Below are 18,470 nucleotides of genomic sequence, written 5' to 3' on the forward strand. Positions count from 1 at the left end.
CCATTCAGCGACTTTTAACCTTTTATTATGAAAAAGAAATTATTGCTGAGTTTGCTAGCTGCCATGACGGCTACTTATTCACAGGCCCAAACGCCAACAGAAGCGTATCGTCCAGCCTTTCACTTTACTCCAGAGAAGAATTGGACAAATGATCCGAATGGTCTTTTATACTACGAAGGCGAGTATCACCTTTTTTACCAGTACAATCCTTTTGGCGACACCTGGGGGCATATGAGCTGGGGTCACGCCATTAGCAAAGATTTGATTCACTGGGAGCATTTACCCCTCGCGATTCCCGAATTTGATAATCCCGACGGCAAAAGCCAAACCATGATTTTCTCGGGAAGTGCCGTCATTGATTATGGTAACAAAAGTCAGGTATGCCCTCCGGGTACCAAAGATTGTATGGTGGCCATTTACACCGGACACGTGCACGCCAAGGGCGAAGAACTGGAGCAACATCAGAATCTGGCTTACAGCACAGACAAAGGCCGAACCTGGACCCAATACGCTAAAAATCCAGTCTTGACACTAGGCACGCCGTCCTTCCGCGACCCGAACGTATTCTGGTATGAGCCGCAGAAAAAATGGGTGATGTCGGTGGTGAAGCCGGATATTCACACCGCAATGTTCTACGAATCCAAAGATCTGAAAAGCTGGACCAAGACGGGAGAATTTGGCAAACAGGGGGACGTTTCTAAAATCTGGGAGTGCCCTGCCCTGATGGAAGTCCCCATTGAAAATGAACCCGGTAAGAAAAAATGGGTGTTGTATATTTCTTCGGGCCATCAGGTGGAAGGCTTCGTGGGGATGCAATACTTTGTGGGTAATTACGACGGAAAAACCTTCACGCTGGATAAGGATAATCCAAAACCAGCCCGGGCAGGATGGGGTAATAGTATTGATTACGGCAAGGACTATTACGCGGCCATTGAGTTTAATAACTTGCCCAAATCGCAGACCAAACCCATTACGTTAGGCTGGGCTCTCAACTGGACGTACGCCAAGGAAATTCCTACAAGTCCTTTTCGGGGCAGCATGACCTTCACCCCGCGAATTTCGCTCAAACGTACGCCCGAAGGCTTAATTCTGATTCAGAAACCTTATCTAGCCTTAGCCAAGCTAAAACGCACGCCACTGGAATCAGTAAAAACGCTAACCTTAACCAGTAACGAAAAGGTTTTTAGTAAAGCCACGGGCGAACGGCTGGAAATTAAAGCAGAGCTGCTTCCGGAGCAAGCCAAAGAAATAGGACTAAAGATTTATAAATCAGGTGACGAAGAAACGATTATTCGGTATGTAGATGGTAAAGTACAGTTTGACCGTCGCAAGTCAGGCAAAGTGGATTTTAATCCGACTTTTGCAAGTGTGGAAGAGGCCCCTGTGAAACTTAAAAATGGAGCCGTTAAGCTGCACATCCTCGTAGATGCCTCGATGGTTGAAGTATACATCAACGATGGCGAAGCCGTAATTACTGACCACGTTTTCCCCACTAAAAAAGACGGAACGGTAAGTTTGTTCACGGAAGGTGGAAAGGGAAGTTTTAAAAACGTCACGGTAGAAAAATTGGATTAACTAAAGTAAGGAGCCTCTGGCAGACCACGAGTAACCTGTGAACCTGTGGTCTGCCAGAGGCTCTTAGCTTAAAGAGAACTCGTTTGGAATGGCAATGGAGTTACTAACCCGGATAAGTTTGCAAAAGCATAAGTAAGGTCCTTCACTTCGCTCTGGATGACAGTAGAAGAGAAACTCCAACTACTTCAGCTCAGCCGATGCCAGCTTTTTCGCTGGCATCATTCGTCTCACGCTTCATATTCACTTCCGCAGTCGCTCGGCTAAGCCGAGTGACGCTGTAGTCTGGTAGGCCTCTGGCCGGTATTAGTAAGCCTGTTTTATTTGGGAAAGTTGTTTTGTAACCAGTTAGGGGTTTGCATGCTACCGGCCAGAGGCCTAGAGCTAGGTAGTCACTCGGCTAGAGCCTAGCGACTGCGAGAGAAATGGAGAGGAAGTTACTACCCCAGTTAAGTTGGCAATACATAAGTAAGGTCCTTCACTTCGCTCTAGATGACAGTAGAAGAAAAACTCCAACTTCTTCAGCTCAGCCGATGCCAGCGAAAAAGCTGGCATCATTCGTCTAACATCCCATTTTTATATCAGCATAATTACTATTTCTTACTTTCCATTGATGGTTTTCTTCGTACAAATCCAGGGTGTAACATTTTCCAATAGAATTGAAAAAAAGCTGTAAACGAATCGCCTGATCTGCTAGCGGCACGATGCCCCAGATTTCCAGATAAGGTAAAGGATGTTGCCAATCCCGTTCGTTGGAGCAAGGAGCTTTGTCAATCAGATAGTAAGGCTTCCGGTTGAGACGTTTCCCGTTTTGCTGACTTAAGTAAAAAGACTTTACAATTTGTAGCGGATGACGGTAAAACTCTGGCGAAAATTTTTGATGACTGAAAAGATGCTCAATCCCAGCTTCAATAATAGTAAAATGGTCTATAGCCGGTTTCGATGGGTAACGCCAGTAGATAACAGCGATTATAGCTACAGAACAGAAAAAGATAAGGCCTTTCTTCATCATTACAATACTGGGTTGGATGGGATTTAAAGTTTACTAATTGATCATTAAAACACACCGTAAAACCTTCCTATTCCTAACGTATGAATGTCGATGCTCTATTTTTTTACTGGCATTACCTACTATAAATATCCTTGGTTCCGTATCAAAACGAAGGTATAAAAACCTTCACATTTTTATAACATTACCTCGTATAATATCATGATTCCGTAATATTCCCACTCCTAGCTTTGTGGCCTAACTTCTTACTATCCCATGAAGCTTCCATATGTACCTTCTTTTCTAACGGCAGGGACTCTGCTGTTAGCTCTTGTGGCCTGTACCGATCACGTTTTTCCTCCGGCTGGTTTTCCCCTTTTTGCGGAAGCCTCTGACCCTAAAATATTGTCAACGGCTCCTAACGGTACCGTGATTTATAACGGCGGTTTCGGTTCGGCTCTGGCTACTGATCCCAATGATCCTAATATTTTTTATCTGTTAACCGACCGGGGGCCGAACTCAGGAGGGGTAGCGGCTAACTCCATTATTTTTGGCAAAGCTGATTTTACGCCACAAATTGGCAAGTTCCGTCGGGACGGAGATAAATTGGTATTAATTGAAACTATTCTGCTGAAAAATGCCGCTGGTCAGCTTCTGACGGGACTTCCTAACCCTTCTGGTCAGGGTAGCACGGGCGAAACGCCCCTGGATTTAACGGGTAAAACCTTAAATCCAGATCCCGATGGACTGGATTCGGAAGGACTCGTGCGGGCGGCTGATGGCTCGTTCTGGGTTAGTGATGAATACGGCCCTCACCTTGTTCACTTCGACGCTTCGGGAAAAACGATTGAACGTATTAACCCCTTCGGTTCAGGAACGGGAGGCCGTGTCCTGCCCAAGGTATTGGCTAAACGCCGTCCCAATCGCGGTATGGAAGGTCTGACGATTACTCCCGATGGCAAAACGCTGGTAGGATTAATGCAATCGCCTCTGTATAATCCTTCTTCTTCGGCAGTTTCGGGGGGAACCATTCTGCGGGTATTAACTTTCGATATTACTAGCGGAGAAACTCATCAGTATGCTTACGTCATGGAAAATTCCAGCCTGACGGGTTGCAGTGAAGTAGCAGCCATTACGAATACGACCTTCCTGGCTCTGGAGCGGGACGGTAATTACGGCGGAGATCCAGCCAAACCAGCTAAGTTCAAGAAAGTATTCAAATTTGATCTGGCCGGAGCTACGGACATTTCTGATCCTGCCAATGGTGAAAATGGAAAACTCTATAACGGTCAAACGGTAGAGCAACTTAAGAACACGGCTGGTTTGCAAAGTGCGGGTATTACGCCCGTTACGAAAACGCTGGTGCTGGATTTGCTGGCTCAGATCAACCCCGTGTATCCGCACGACAAAGCCGAAGGTCTTGCTTTGATTGGCAATAGTACGTTGGCTATTTCCAATGACGATGATTTCGGTGTCATTGATAACGGGGCCAACGGTTTTGCGGCCAAGATATTACCTGCTACGGGTAAAGTAGACCGAAACCGTATTTACTTCGTTAATCTGGCTACGCCACTGAAATAACACTTCTAGTATTCTTAAGTACTGAAGGTCTGAAAGTCAATTTCTAATTGATTTTCAGACCTTTTTATTATTGCATAGTAGCGAATGGACATTTTTCCATATATTTGAGTCAAATGTCCATTTATGAAAACATCAATGGTTTCGGTAACGCCTGACTCCGGCTGGAATTTGGGAATAGTAACGGAGATGGTTCGGCAAAAAGCTCCTGCCAATACCATTACCTGGTTGATTTTAGGAAGTACGCATTTTATGGAAAAGGAACCCGTTTCCGGGCTGGATTTTCTGACGGCCAGCGAAAAAGGCATTCCTAAAGCATCACTCGAACACCTGGCTGATGTGTTGGACATTCCCATGAAAGACATGGCCGAACTGCTGAACCTTTCTTATAAAACGCTGGCCCGGAAAAAGAAAACAGATGTGCTAAATACGCTCGTCTCCTCACTTTCCATTGAAATTGCCCATACCATCGCTCTGGGCCTCACCCTTTTCGAAGATCCTGACAAACTCAACCGCTGGCTACATAAGGAAAATAAAGCCCTGAGCGGACAAAGGCCTTTTGATTTACTCAATACGCCCACGGGCATTAAACTGGTCAACCAAATTCTGGGACGAATCGAGGAAGGAGTGTATTCGTAGTATTCATGATTGTTTATAGAATCGCAAAAAAGAAGGAGCGAGCTAATGATCTAAGCGGCTTAGGTGCCTCGTTGTTCGGTGGTCGCTGGAACAATGAAGGCGTTTTCGCATTATATACCAGCGAAAGCCGGGCGTTGGCCTTACTGGAATTACTGGTGCACGTGGATGACTCCGAACTGCCACCAAACCTCTTTATCATGACCATCGAAATTGACGACTCTGCTCAACTTTACGAAGTTCAGGACGAAGCATTACCTATCGACTGGCGAATGACCGAAAATCTGGAGTTGAAACATCAGGGCGATAGGATTTCGAAAGCAAAAGCATACCTCGGCTTCAAAGTAAGAAGTGCCGTTTTACCGCAGGAATACAATGTCGTATTAAATCCTTTATTCCCCAGGTATTACGATCTGGTGAAAGTTATTGCCGTGGAGGATTATACGCGGGATGAGCGTTTGTAATAGAAAAAACGCAACTCTTTTATCTAGGGAGAAAGAAAGGGCCTTACCCATGATTCCAAATACTTTTTGTTAGTTAGCTACCCTGGAGTGCTTCACTCGTATAGCTCAAAAATCTGCTGGCAGCACATGTTCTTAATTTGGAAGAGGCTTACTCCATCATATGTTTATGCTGACAGCGAAAAAGCTGGCCAGGCCACGCTGGCAGCGGCGGCACCTAACTGCCCTCAGTTAGAAACTAATATGAGTAGTAGTTTCTACCGCTTTACAAGAAATATTTTTAACACTCAAATAGCCAAACAAACCGCTGGCAGCCTTTTTGCTGGCAGCATATATTCTGAAAAGGGAAAGATTCTCTCTATCTGAGGTTACAGAACTTAATTGGCTTAAGCAATGGCCCCGAATACCATAGCATTTAAGAAGGTTTAACGAGAAAAGGAATTGGTAATTTCAGAATCAGTTACCGTGGTAGAGTTATTGGCAGAGCCCATGACCTGCAAGGAATTTTCCGTAGTAAAATGGAAAGATGCTTTATAAATGAACAGCTTTTTTGGGTCAAATTGAATGGTGCCCGTATAGTTCGTCTTGATGGATACAATGCGACTATTATCTAAATGAATACTGGAAGGGGAGCGGCTTTCCCGGCGGCCTGTCAGGGTAGCAGTGGCGACGTTTTTCTCAAGCGATACAATAGTATAGGTGTTCACAATGATTTGGTTACCATAGGGGAATTCATCTTTCCAGACTGAGCCTACTTTTAAATCATTCATATCTTTTACGGGCATAACGATTCCAACCAGTTCGGGGGTGGCTACCAGGAAGGGAACACTCTTCGTCCATAACCCATTAAAAGTCTTTTCCGTATCTACTGTTTGGTTTGAAGGAAAAACCGATGTGTGCGTTTTTCCTACCAATGGATCGTATTGTTCGCCTAGAGCAGTAGCCATTACGTCCCTTTCAAACAGATTTTCTGAATCATATTGGCTGGTAGATTGGGCATCTTTACTGGTAATAATCATTTTATTCACCTTTCGATGGATGGTAAACGTACCCCCCTCGGATACTGGTTGTAACACAATTGTTCTATTATAAGAAGAGCTTAGCGATTGTTTGACAACTGAAGTAGGAATCCCTCCCTTAATAGACTTGCTTTCGTTGGTACTAGCTCCCGAAATAGTACCCTGAGCTTTTACTAGCGAGCTAATAGGCTTGTTCATATACGAAGCTAAGGCTTGCTGCCAAGCATAATTCTGAGCATTTAAGGGATTGGATAATATACTTAGAATGCCTAAAATAGGAAGTATCATTTTCATACTTATATATAGTTATTATTGCTTGCGTAAATAAGTAATAATGATGATATTTCAAACAGTTTACTTAAGAAATGACCCGCTGCATTTTAAACAATAGAATAAAAACAGCTACTTATTCTGCTCTTGTGATTGCTTTTTAACTAATAATTCAATTAAAATCAGTTATGAAAAATTAGTTAACTATACGTGTGGTTTTGTGTCAGTTTATCAGAGTGGATCATTTGTCGCATGTATTAATTGGTATAGTAATGCTCAAGGAACAGTAGTCCGAACAGACGTTAGCTATGTGAATCAGGAATAGGATGGTTATGAATACTTAAATGATCAGAATTTATTAAACTATAAAATGGCCTTCTTTAGTGGACCTTATTATTTTATCTTCTTACTGTCACTAATGCTGTGTTCTTCGCCTGTCTTTGCTCAGAAAACGACGGGTTTACTTCGGTTATGTATAGGGAGACAAGAACGGACACAGACCGATGTATACGTTTTGACGGAAGGGAGAGTACAGGCTTCTTTTCATTTTAAAAGTGCGGACACTTGTCTGAGTATTTTATTAAAAAACATAGTGATTATCAGATTGAAATCCAGGCTGATGGATACAAACGCTATCAATATCAGGTGTTTTTAAACAGGGACTTGATGCTTCATCGGGTACGACTGGAGCCTGAAATTACCCAACTCAAAGAAGTGATTATAAAATCGGATAATCGGATTTCTATTCGAGGGGACACTACGTTTATTGATACCGATGGTATCCCAATCATGCCCCATGCGGATGCCAGTGAACTAGTGAGTCAAATTCCCGGTATTAGGGTTTACGGGGATGGGACGCTTTCAGTGATGGGTAAAAAAATAAACCGGGTGACTGTGAACGGGAAGTTACTCTTTGGGGGCAATGCTACGGCTACATTAAAAGCCCTACAGGGTGAAATGATTAAACAATTAGAAGTGCTTGCCGAAGCCGGTTCCCTAAATATTCGTCTAAAGAAAGAGTACGAGAACGGCTTATACGGAAATGTAGGAGCAAGTCCGGCTACGAAGTCCCGGTACCAGGTAGGTACGCGGTTTAATCGAATTCATCCTACACATTTTTTCAATACATACCTCAGTGTCAACAATATTAACGAACGTGTCTTAACGCAGCAGGATGAGGATTCGTACAATCGAAGTACCTTTCTGGAGATGAGAAATGGAGCATATTCGATAACTAGCCAATCCGAAACCATGCCAATCTTGCGAGTACAGCGTACAAATGTGGCTACGAATCCGAATCTGCTAGCAGATCCGGGGGAAGGGATCACCCGAATGGCTGGCTTGGGGCTGAATTTTTCTAAATCGGGAGCTCGCAGCAGTTGGACTGGATTTATTTTTGCAGATCAGGATGATCGTAATGTAGAGCGAACAGAACAGCAGCTGATAAGCGTTGGATTAACGGAACAGGTACTGAGGGGACGGAAGAATACCCGGCAATTTACGGACTGGCTACGGGGAAATGTATTGGGAACGATTCAGTTTTCAGAGAAAAGCAGCTTACGGTTTTCTCAAACCATTGCGTATAAACGCCTGAAGAATCTGGATACTAACTATACGTCTCTTCAACTTATAGATCGCCAAAGAAACGATACGCTTCTGAAAAATATCTTTCAGACATTTCAGGATAGGAGGCAATCGGAATTTGTGTTAAGCCAACACCTTGCCTGGCTTCGCAGACACGCTAAGAAGGCTCATGTAACTTCCGCTTACCTACACTATTTTTATCAGCAAAACGCAACGGACCTAACGTATCAAAATCGACAGACAGCATTTGTAGAATCAACGACAATCAATCATAACCAGATTCATCAAGTGAGCTCAGTACAGGTGCTAAAGGCAGAACTCGTACATGCCTTGCCATTATCACGCCGATGGTTACTGGAATCTACTACTACCGCAAATTCCTCTACGGCTCCTTTTCATCAACAGGCGTACCAGTTAGGGGAAACGACCTCTCGCCTTGTGCGACCTGACTTAGGATTTGACACCTGGGAAATTCAGAATTTTGAATGGAAATCTCAACTTACTGCCCTATACAAGGGCTTGCGTTGGGATCTGGTGGCTGGGATGGCAACCTGGCACTGGTACTCCACGCGTAAGCTGGTTTCGCTGGATCAGGAGAAGCAGTTCTTTAAAGAACAACAATGGATGCCTCATCTGTTTCTGATGTACCGTTTTTCCCGGCAAACTAAAGCATCTTTCCGTTATCAGATAAGCCGCATGGACCCCATGCTGCCAGACATGCTGCCCGTAATGGATAGTTCGTCAATTCAGGTCATTAGAAAGGGAAATCCTTCCCTCTTGAACTACGCCCAGCGTAATGCAGAAGTAAATGTGTCAACAGTTGTTGCCACCGCTAATAACCTGACTTTCAATTTGTATTATGAAGGCGTGGAGCCTCCGGTTAACCCGCAGCTAAACGTAGGATTTTTGGGCTCTCTCAATCAAACCATGCGACAGTATGGACACTTAAATCATTGGACGTTTACGTTCATGTGGCTTAATTTCAACCGGAGTAGTCCGGTTCAATTGTACTTTTTCAATTTTTTGTCCCGGCGAGAAAACCGGGTTAGTCTGAGTGGCGAAAATCGTCTCTATCAGACCTTGCTAAACAGTACTACCTTGGGCATAAAGGGAATAGGTTCCCAACGGGTAACATTTCAGTTTGATTATCGATTTAACCTGGTAAAACAATTAAAAGCTCAGACAGGAGTTAATATTCGCAATGAAGGGAGTGTCAAAGCGAATCTGAATCTGAAGAATCAATGGTACGCTCATATCACAGGTACGGCCATCGTTAGTAAAAAGACGAATGACACGTACGTTGCGAATACGATAGCAGATTTGAAGATAGCCAAATATTTAGGTGAAAAGAGCCAGATTCGATTGACACTGGGAGCTACTAATATTTTTGATAACCGGACCATTTTCGAATTTCAACAGATGGCCAATACACGGAGCGAAGAATCTGTCAATCGCTTGCCAAGGTATTTTTCGTTTGATTTTACTTACTACTGGAATAAGTGGAAGAAACCTGTCCCAAACGAATAGGTTAGAAAAAGAAATCAATTTGAAGGCATAGGAAAACATACAAAGTCGCTACCATTACTAGTAATAAGGTATTCTTCTTTTTTATAAAACAAGTTCGGGTACGCTTCTTTTCCATTCAATGGATTAACCGGGAGTTAAAAAAGGATAGGCTTCGAGTGATCATGGCCAACTCTCGTTACCTCTGCTTTATCGGTTGCCTAGCAGCCTTTAGTAAACGTTATGCTCTATGCAAAAGGAGGAATCTACACCGCCGTCTTCAACGATTACAGCCGAAGAATATCATACCTTACTTTCTTCCTTTACTCAGGCTTTCTGGGAGACGGATGGGCAGGGTATGGTTATCAAGGACTCACCCAGTTGGCAAGCTTACACGGGCCAGTCACGAGAAGGAGGGATGGGGGAAGGCTGGGTGGCGGCTGTGCATCCTGATGATCAACCCTATGCCCTTTCGCAATGGCAGGAGGCTGGCAGACAGAAAAAGCGGGTAGATGCCGAATTTCGGCTTCAGAGACCGGGCGGTGGTTATCGCTGGACCAATGTTAAAGCCACGCCCATCCTTAACCCGGACGGTTCCATAAAAAAATGGCTGGGTATAAATATTGACATTCAGGATAAGAAAGACGCAGAGCAGGCTCTACTGGAAGCTCAGCAATACTATGAAATTCAACTGGAAGCTCAAGTCTACCAACGCACGCAGGAGTTAGAGGAAAACAGACAGCTTCTTCGGGGCACTTTGGATAGTACGCTGGAAATGATTCAGGTGTTCAAAGCCGTGCGTAACAAACAGGGTGAAATCATCGATTTTGTCTGGACGCTGAACAATCATGCCAGTGAAAAATATTATGGTCATGTGATTGGAAAAAGCCTGCTGGAAATGAACCCTGGAGTAAAACAGATGGGCGTCTTCGAGACATTTAAAAAAGTATGTGAGACGGGAGTAGCCGATCAGAGTGAACGTCATTATGTGCATGAGCAATTCAATGGCTGGTTTTATCAGTCTACGGTTAAGCTTGAGGATGGCCTAGTTACCACCACCACCGACATTACGAAACTAAAGCAGACAAAACACGAACTGGCCACTCTTAAAGAGCACTTGCAAACCATTTTAGACAGCTCTCCTTACATCGTTCAGGCTTTCAGAGCCGAGCGAGATGAAACTGGGGCCATTATCGATTTCATTTGGATGATGAATAATGAAAGAGGCATTATGCAGAATGGCGATGTCATTGGTAAAAGTCTATTGGAAAAAAATCCAGCGGTTGTAGATACGGGCCTGTTTGCTCAGTTTGTGGAGGTAACGGAAACCGGTAAATCCATTGAACAGGAGAAATATTATGGTTATGAGCAGTTTGATGGCTGGTATCATCAGGTGTTGATTAAAATGAATGATGGCTTCGTGATGAATACCGAAGACATTACAGAAAAGAAGAGAAGCCAGCAGGAAATCCTTCGTTTGAAAGATGAAATAGCAAAGAAAGCAACGGATCGGTATTACTCTCTGTTTAATACCATAGGCGAAGGCCTTGCGGTTTTAGAGATGATCTACGATGAAAAAGAGAAGCCATTAGATCTTCGCTGGCTGGAAGTAAATCCAGCTTTTGAAAAAATAACCGGGCTGGAGAAAGTGGCGGGAAAGTTAGCCAGTGACTTTATGCCTGCTCAATTCTACTGGCTGGAAGCCTACGACCGGGTTGTTAAAACAGGTGAATCAATCCGGTACGAGCATTACGATGAAGATAATCATAAATGGTATCAGACACATACGTCACGAATAGGCGGGCCTGAAAGCCGGGTAATTGCTAACGTTTTTGAAGATATTACCGAACGTAGGCACGGCGAGCAGTTACAGGAATATCTTTTGAAACTAAGCGATGCCTTGCGTTCAACTACCTGCCCCATCGAAATCCGGCGGAAGTCTGTGCAGTTGCTAGGCCCGCAGCTACAGGTAGACCATGCGTATTTTACTACCATCAGTGATAAAGAGAGAAGTACGGATGCCGAGTATATAAGCGAGGAAGGTGCTGAATTAATGAGTAATTTCTCTGCAAGCAGTTTTGGAGCAGTCATGGAGGTCTTGCTTCGGGGAGAAAACTTTGTAATGGAGGAGGTACGTAAAACGGATCGGTTATCAGCCGAAGAAAAAGACAGTCTGATTCAATCCAACATCGAGGCTAGTATTTCTGTACCGCTAATCAGCGAAGGAAGTCTTATTGCGGTACTCACCGTCGATCAGCGTGACCCGCGTCAGTGGACCAAAAATGATATAAAAATTTTGCACGAAACGGCTGAACGTGCCTGGGCAGCCGTACAAAGGGCCGAAGTCGAAGATACCCTGCGTCGATCCGAAGCAAAATTCAGACGTTTGAGCGAAAGCGGTTTGGTGTCTGTTGCTTTCTTTGACATCGGCGGACCTATTATGGAAGCCAACGAGGCTTTTTTGACGATGCTTGGCGTAACAAAGGAGGAACTGTATTCAGAAAAAGTCCGCTGGGATGTTTATACACACGAAGATTGGATACCCAGAACCTGGCAGGCGGTTGAAGAATTCAAGCAAACGGGAGCAATCCAACCTTACGAAAAACAATTTTATCATTCCAGTGGCGAATTACGATGGGGTATTTTTGCCGGCTCTGTGCTGGAAGAGGGGAAGACGGGGGTTTCCCTGGTCATTGATATTACTGCTCGCAAAAGGGCGGAAGAGGCCCTGCGGGAAAGTGAAGCTCATCTGGCCGCTATCTTTGAAAGTTTGCCCGTAGCTATTGGCGTGGTAAATACAAAAGGGGAATTCATTCTCTCCAATAAGGAAATGGAACGCTTTATTCCTACGGGCGTCATGCCTTCTATGGATAAAGACACTCCCAATCGATGGTTAGGCTATTATCCCGATGGGAGCCGTATGGATCCTCAGGACTTTCCAGGGGCCAGAGCCTTGAGAGGTGAACGGGTACTGCCGCCCATTGAGATGCGATATACGCAGGACGACGGAAGTACAATCTGGACTCATGTTTCTGCCGTTCCTATTAAAAATGGACATGAACAGGCTACCGGGCACATGGTTATTATCTCCAACATCAATGACCTGAAGCAGGCCGAACAAGACCTTCAGCAAAGTCAAACCCACCTGCTGGCTATTTTTCAGACGGCTCAGGTGGGCATTTCTGAACTCAATACCGAAGGGTACTTTCTACGGGTCAATGACAAATTTTGTCAATTGCTGGCCCGGAATGCCTCTGAGTTGATAGGCCATACTATTTCAGAGGTAACCTTTGAAGAGGACATTGCTAAAAGCTATGAGGTGCTGCAACAACTGCTATTGACTGGAGAGGTAGCGTCCGTTGATAAGCGGTATGTAAAACCCGATGGTACAATTGTCTGGGCTAATAGCTCCGTCTCACTTTTACATCACAAAGCTAGTCAGGACACTACGGTGCTGGCCATTACTGCTGACTTAACCCAGCGTAAAGAGGCTGAAATGGCTCTGCAAAAGTTAGAGTTACGGACCCGCATGGCGGTCGAAGCCGCAGACATGGCTACCTGGGAGTGGGATCTTCAGACCAATGAAGTATTCTGGAACGAACACCACTTTCGAATATTCGGTCTCGAACCTCAAATAGGTCCGGTTCACCCTAATGTATTTTTTGAACATGTGCATCCGAATGATCGCGGGCGAGTCGAAGAACTGTTGCGTCAGGCTCTGACGGGTGAAACGGATTTTGATACTGAATTTTGTGCCTTACGGGAAGACGGAACGGAACGATGGATGAGCGGATACGGTCGGGTAATGGAAAAATCGGGAGGACAACCGCTCCTCATGAGCGGGGTAATGCTTGATATTACGGCTCGCAGGCAGGCTGAAATAGATTTACGACATATGAAAGGTCGTCAGGACGCTATGCTGAAAAGTGCAACCGATTACGCCATATTAACGCTTGATTTAGACCTGAAAGTTCAGGACTGGAACGCGGGTGCTGAATACATGCTCGGCTATTCAGAACCGGAGATCGTAGGAAAACCCGGAGAAATCTTTTTTGTTCCAGAAGATCGGGCGGAGGGTGCTCCGGAAAAAGAAAGGGATATGGCTCTGCTACAAGGCCGGGCCGAGAACGAACGCTGGCATATGCGAAAAGACGGTACCCGTTTCTTTGGTTCGGGGGTAACTACGCCTTTACTCAACGAAGCCGGTACCATCATCGGTCTTCTGAAAGTAATGCGTGACTTAACCAGCCAGAAGCAGGCAGAAGATGATTTAAAAGAAGCAAACCAGCGGAAAAATGAGTTTTTGTCTATGCTGGCTCACGAACTTCGTAATCCAATGGCCACGCTTCGGAGTGGTTTGCAAATCTTATCGATCACGGCAGCTACCAACGCTCAGGCTAAAACAGTGATAGACCGAATGACTCGTCAGACCGATCACCTGGTAAGAATGGTTGATGATCTGTTGGACGTGAGCCGCATCAGTCAGGGAAAAATTGAACTCAAAAAAGAACGGGTTCATCTGAATGATTTGGTTCATCAGGCCCTCGAATCTGTACAGATGTTAGTTGAGCACAAGCAACAAAAGCTTCGCGTTAACATACCCATTGAAACAATTGAGTTAGAGGGAGATGCGACTCGTCTGGTGCAGCTAATGATGAATTTATTAACCAATGCCAGCCGTTATACTCCTAATCACGGAGCCATTGAGTTAAGCTTGAGTCAGGAAGAAAATACAGCGATCATTCGCGTCACAGATAATGGCATTGGGTTGGCGACGGACCAACTTTCAAAAATCTTTGAGCTGTTTGTGCAGGTAGACCATTCACTGGCCCGTTCGCAGGGAGGGCTAGGCTTAGGGCTTACCCTGGTCAAACAGATTGCCGAACTTCACGAAGGCAGCGTAGAAGCCCAAAGCGAAGGACTGAATAAGGGAAGTACCTTTGTGGTACATCTACCTGCGTTACCGAGGGGTAGGAATGAAATGGACCCGTCCACAAAGCTTACTTCTATACGCCAGACCAGTATATTGATTGTGGATGATAATTCAGATTCTTCATTCACCTTAAGTGTGCTATTAGAATTGAAAGGCTATGAAGTCTACACACGAGATAGTGGGATGGCAGCCCTGGAGGCCTTGGATATTCTGAAACCCGAAGTGATTTTACTCGACATCGGTATGCCGGAAATGGATGGCTACGAAACCTGCCGTCAGATTCGCCAGCACCCAAGGGGGCCCCAGACGTTCATCATCGCCGTATCTGGTTACGGGCAAGACTCCGATAAGCGAAAAGCCAGGGAAGCGGGATTCGATGAGCATGTAACCAAACCAGTGGACCTGGAGTATCTGATGCAAATCATTAGGCATCGTTCTACGTTTTAAATCGCTTATGCTAAGCAAGAGGTTACCTAAATAGATAGATATAAAAATTGTTAAATTACTATACCTATAGGGTAGTACGTTAGTGGTTTATATTTGTTGAAATAAAAATTTAGGATGACTAATAGTGAGCTCATTATGAGTTTATTAGCTATAGATAAGTAAAAATAAAAGACCTCTGGGCTAACATTTGAAGTAGCTTTTAGCTATACATCTACTGTGACATTAAACACTTCACCAGAGTAAGTAGTTAGATGACTAGCGTGTTCGTTAAAGCTCTTGTCACACCTTTTAGCAACCTGTATCATACCATTGGAATCTTTTTATTACAATACCTACCCTTTCTTTCTGAACAAAGGAAAGATGGGGCAATTCCTGGCTTCACAGGATTGGAGTAACTCTGCTTTGGGTAACCCCGATGGTTGGCCTGTTAGCCTGAAAATTACCCTTGGCACCGTGTTGGGGGCTTCTACTAAAATGGCTTTATTCTGGGGACAAGACTTTCTCTTTTTTCCTAATGATGCTTATGCTGCTATCCTAGATAACCCGATTCATTCCGATCAGAAAGCCGCACGTATTGGGCATGAACCATGGGCTTTGATACAGCCTTTGCTAGAGCGGGTCTGGAATGCAGAGGCGGTCGAACCCCTTGTTTATCAATCAGTAGATTCCTTCGAAAACCAACGATACCTGTTGAACTTTAGCCCGGTTACGGATGAAAATGGCGTGATCACTGGGGTTCTGTCGACGGCAACAGCATTTGTTCAGCCTTCCGATCAAAATCAGGAGAGTGAGACGTATGACCGACAGGTGACAGACACCGTTCCGGCGATTATCTGGACGACTAAGCCCGACGGAGGCTGTAGTTACTTAAACAAACAATGGTACGAGTACACCGGACAAACCAAAGCTCAGGCCGAAGGTTTTGGCTGGCTTGACGCTACCCACCCCGAGGATAAGGATGCCTCCAGCAAGCAGTTTCTGGAGGCGAATGAACAGCACATTCCCTTTCATTTGCTATATCGCCTACATCAGCACGACGGCACTTACCGTTGGGCGATGGATAAAGGAAGCCCTCGGTTTGATGCGGAAGGGAATTACCTCGGCATGATTGGCACCGTAATTGACATACACGAACAAAAGTTGGCGGAGGAAAGCCTGCGAGCTAGCGAAGCCAAGCTGCGTTCCATTGTTTCAACGGCTCCTGTAGCTATTGGTCTATTTGTGGGCCGGGATTTAATCGTCGAAAATCCAAACCAGACCTTTATTGATATTGTCGGGAAAGGCCCGGACATCGTTGGCAAGCCTTTGCGGGAAGTGATGCCTGAATTGATTGAACAAAACCAACCTTTCCTGCAAATTCTGGACGACGTTTTTACGACTGGCCAGCGATTTCACTCATACGGCTCTGAGGTAAAAATCGTGCAAAATGGGGTCATGACCCATAACATTTACAACATTACGTACAGCCCCGTTTTGACGAAGAAGGAAAGGTATATGCCATTCTGGATATTGCCGTGGACGTTACAGGCGAGGCAAAAGTAAAGCAGGCTCTCAAAGAAAGTCAGCATATTTTACAGTCGATGATCGACTTAGCCGAACTTGGTACTTATACGGTTGATTTAGCTAGTCAGAAGTTAGTGAAATCACCCAAAGTATCCAGTTGGTATGGTCTTCCTGAAGTGACAGATGTGTTTGCTTCCCTCGATGTCATTATCGAAAGTGATCGGGATCGTGTATTTCAAATCTATAAAGACGCATTACTTCCCGGCTCAAGCGGTTTTTATCGGATGGAATACACCATCATTCATTCCCAGACTAGTCAAAGGAGAATTTTGCAAACCGTAGGACAGGTCAGGAGAAATTTAGAAGGACAGCCTACGCACGTAGATGGACTGATTAGGGATGTAACCAGTCATTACGAGGCGAAGGCTGCTTTGGAATTTCTGGTGCAGGAAAGAACGGAAGAACTGGAAGCGACAAATGAAGAATTAACCTCCTCTAATGAAAATCTTGCGGAGCTTAATGAGCAATTGATACGCTCAAATGAGAGCCTGGAGCAGTTTGCTTACGTAGCTAGCCATGATTTACAGGAACCCCTCCGAAAAATTCAACAATTCAGTGACCTGCTAAGCCTGCGTCACCGGGCTAGTTTAGCAGAAGATAATCGATTGCTGGACCGGATTCAGGAGTCGGCCCAGCGAATGAGTAACTTAATTAACGATCTGTTGACCTTCTCTCAATTATCGACTGGCAAGAGTAACCGGGAGCGGGTTAATCTGTCGTCGGTGTTAAATCAGGTCATTGATACCCTATCGGTAGCCATTGAAGAAAGCAAAGCATCCATTGAGGTTATGGCGTTGCCGGAGATTCAGGGAGATCAAAGGCAGTTTGAACAGTTATTCCAAAACTTGATTTCCAACGCCCTGAAGTTTAGCAGTAAGGATATTCTTGGCAATGCTACGGTCCCTTCCATACGTGTTAGTTACCAAAGTCTCGCCACTAATCAGTTACCCTTCAATCCTGAAAACAGGGACAAGTATGCTCGTTATCATCAGGTTGTTATTGAAGACAATGGCATTGGCTTTGAAGAAACCTACGCTGAACGAATTTTTGGGGTCTTTCAACGGCTTCATAGCAAGAATGTGTTCGCAGGAACCGGGGTTGGGCTGGCGATTTGTCAGAAAGTAGTAACGAACCACGATGGTATGATTGTGGCCCAGGGGACACCCAATCAGGGAGCAAAGTTTTACATCTATTTGCCTGAATTTTAAAATCTTAGCTCTCGAACGCAGTGAGAAACCTTCTGTAGAATGGACGGTGCTAGGGTTAATAAAGTTTCCTGATGGAGCAATAAGGCCGCAAAGTTCATAACGTCCTTCGCTCTGGAAGACGGATTATGATGGTGAAGTAACTATTAGTGGTAAATACCAACGGTGCTCCTGGGTTTCATTTAGGGCTATTCAGCCTGAGGTTATCCTGTTGGAGTTGTTACCAAAATAGTTTTAAAACAAATAACCCCGGAGGGGTTGAATACGAATAGCCCCGGATGAAATCCGAGGAAGAAAACGGATAAAAATCAGAAATCTCAATCCATTGAATCTCAAGCCATTGACAAACCACAAAACCTTCCTAAAACCAAGTAAGCCCGCAAAGGTCATAAGGTCCTTCGCTTCGCTCTGGATGACCGCTACTTCTCTGCTCTGTCCTCCCGAATGAAGAGAAAGACCTTCTATAGGCTGGGACGGATTAAGGATTCGGAAATTTTCCATAACCAAATCCGTTCATTCTGAATGACGCTGAGATTATTGAGTAAAAACTCAGCTCATCCCCTCAACTTTAGGTATCTCAATCTACCTTAATTATAGGATTGACTGCCATTAACGTATAGTCTACATTTACAATGTATTTATTACGGGCATGAGCGTTATACGTCCATGCGGGTGGGACAGGTTTTTACTTTGTCGGGTTTGAACCTGCTT

The 18,470-nt window shown here is 44.7% G+C and carries 11 protein-coding genes; 9 read left to right on the top strand and 2 right to left on the bottom strand.

Features of this window, described 5'->3' with window-relative positions:
- Positions 1–27: 27 nt before the first annotated feature.
- On the top strand, positions 28–1,575 hold the full coding sequence (locus BWI96_RS19330) for a glycoside hydrolase family 32 protein (protein ID WP_106638164.1): 1,548 nt from the start codon (positions 28–30) through the stop codon (positions 1,573–1,575).
- A gap of 559 nt (positions 1,576–2,134) precedes the next feature.
- Here the strand turns inward: BWI96_RS19330 and BWI96_RS19335 are convergent.
- Positions 2,135–2,584 carry a hypothetical protein gene (locus tag BWI96_RS19335; protein WP_106638165.1) on the bottom strand — a complete coding sequence of 150 codons (450 nt, stop codon included), beginning with the start codon at positions 2,582–2,584 and terminating at the stop codon, positions 2,135–2,137.
- Positions 2,585–2,836: 252 nt separating this feature from the next.
- Between BWI96_RS19335 and BWI96_RS19340 the strand changes: the two genes are divergently transcribed.
- From BWI96_RS19340 to BWI96_RS19355, 4 genes are all read left to right on the top strand, one after another.
- Positions 2,837–4,141, top strand: coding sequence for an esterase-like activity of phytase family protein (locus BWI96_RS19340; protein WP_106638166.1), 1,305 nt, complete (start codon positions 2,837–2,839; stop codon positions 4,139–4,141).
- A 123-nt stretch (positions 4,142–4,264) separates the two neighbouring features.
- Positions 4,265–4,777 (top strand): antitoxin Xre/MbcA/ParS toxin-binding domain-containing protein, encoded by a 513-nt coding sequence (locus tag BWI96_RS19345; RefSeq protein ID WP_106638167.1) that lies wholly within the window; start codon positions 4,265–4,267, stop codon positions 4,775–4,777.
- A gap of 5 nt (positions 4,778–4,782) precedes the next feature.
- Positions 4,783–5,238 (top strand): RES family NAD+ phosphorylase, encoded by a 456-nt coding sequence (locus BWI96_RS19350; RefSeq protein WP_106638168.1) that lies wholly within the window; start codon positions 4,783–4,785, stop codon positions 5,236–5,238.
- A gap of 126 nt (positions 5,239–5,364) precedes the next feature.
- A complete protein-coding gene (locus BWI96_RS19355) occupies positions 5,365–5,601 on the top strand; it encodes a hypothetical protein (RefSeq protein ID WP_106638169.1) in 237 nt (78 codons plus the stop codon).
- Positions 5,602–5,660: 59 nt separating this feature from the next.
- Here BWI96_RS19355 and BWI96_RS19360 read toward each other — a convergent pair whose 3' ends face one another.
- Positions 5,661–6,548, bottom strand: coding sequence for a hypothetical protein (locus BWI96_RS19360; RefSeq protein ID WP_106638170.1), 888 nt, complete (start codon positions 6,546–6,548; stop codon positions 5,661–5,663).
- Between the two features lie 540 nt (positions 6,549–7,088).
- Here BWI96_RS19360 and BWI96_RS19365 point away from each other — a divergent pair.
- The 4 genes from BWI96_RS19365 (at position 7,089) to BWI96_RS19380 (ending at position 17,762) form a co-directional block, all read left to right on the top strand.
- Complete coding sequence (locus tag BWI96_RS19365) at positions 7,089–9,635, top strand: hypothetical protein (RefSeq protein ID WP_106638171.1); 2,547 nt, start codon at positions 7,089–7,091, stop codon at positions 9,633–9,635.
- Positions 9,636–9,861: 226 nt separating this feature from the next.
- Positions 9,862–14,991: a PAS domain S-box protein gene (locus BWI96_RS19370; protein ID WP_106638172.1), complete on the top strand. Its 5,130-nt coding sequence runs from the start codon at positions 9,862–9,864 to the stop codon at positions 14,989–14,991.
- Between the two features lie 309 nt (positions 14,992–15,300).
- Complete coding sequence (locus BWI96_RS19375) at positions 15,301–16,533, top strand: PAS domain-containing protein (RefSeq protein WP_106638173.1); 1,233 nt, start codon at positions 15,301–15,303, stop codon at positions 16,531–16,533.
- A complete protein-coding gene (locus tag BWI96_RS19380) occupies positions 16,506–17,762 on the top strand; it encodes an ATP-binding protein (RefSeq protein ID WP_106638174.1) in 1,257 nt (418 codons plus the stop codon). Before BWI96_RS19375 ends, BWI96_RS19380 begins: the two co-directional genes overlap by 28 nt.
- Positions 17,763–18,470 lie beyond the last annotated feature (708 nt).

Origin of the sequence: Siphonobacter sp. SORGH_AS_0500 (assembly GCF_002838835.1) — a bacterium.
Lineage (GTDB): Bacteria > Bacteroidota > Bacteroidia > Cytophagales > Spirosomataceae > Siphonobacter.

Bases quoted from the DNA above. Each gene is read 5' to 3' on its own strand.
- BWI96_RS19335 (WP_106638165.1), bottom strand. From the start codon at position 2,584: ATGATGAAGAAAGGCCTTATCTTTTTCTGTTCTGTAGCTATAATCGCT.
- BWI96_RS19370 (WP_106638172.1), top strand. From the start codon at position 9,862: ATGCAAAAGGAGGAATCTACACCGCCGTCTTCAACGATTACAGCCGAA.
- BWI96_RS19340 (WP_106638166.1), top strand. From the start codon at position 2,837: ATGAAGCTTCCATATGTACCTTCTTTTCTAACGGCAGGGACTCTGCTG.
- BWI96_RS19330 (WP_106638164.1), top strand. From the start codon at position 28: ATGAAAAAGAAATTATTGCTGAGTTTGCTAGCTGCCATGACGGCTACT.
- BWI96_RS19345 (WP_106638167.1), top strand. From the start codon at position 4,265: ATGAAAACATCAATGGTTTCGGTAACGCCTGACTCCGGCTGGAATTTG.
- BWI96_RS19360 (WP_106638170.1), bottom strand. From the start codon at position 6,548: ATGAAAATGATACTTCCTATTTTAGGCATTCTAAGTATATTATCCAAT.
- BWI96_RS19350 (WP_106638168.1), top strand. From the start codon at position 4,783: ATGATTGTTTATAGAATCGCAAAAAAGAAGGAGCGAGCTAATGATCTA.
- BWI96_RS19355 (WP_106638169.1), top strand. From the start codon at position 5,365: ATGTTCTTAATTTGGAAGAGGCTTACTCCATCATATGTTTATGCTGAC.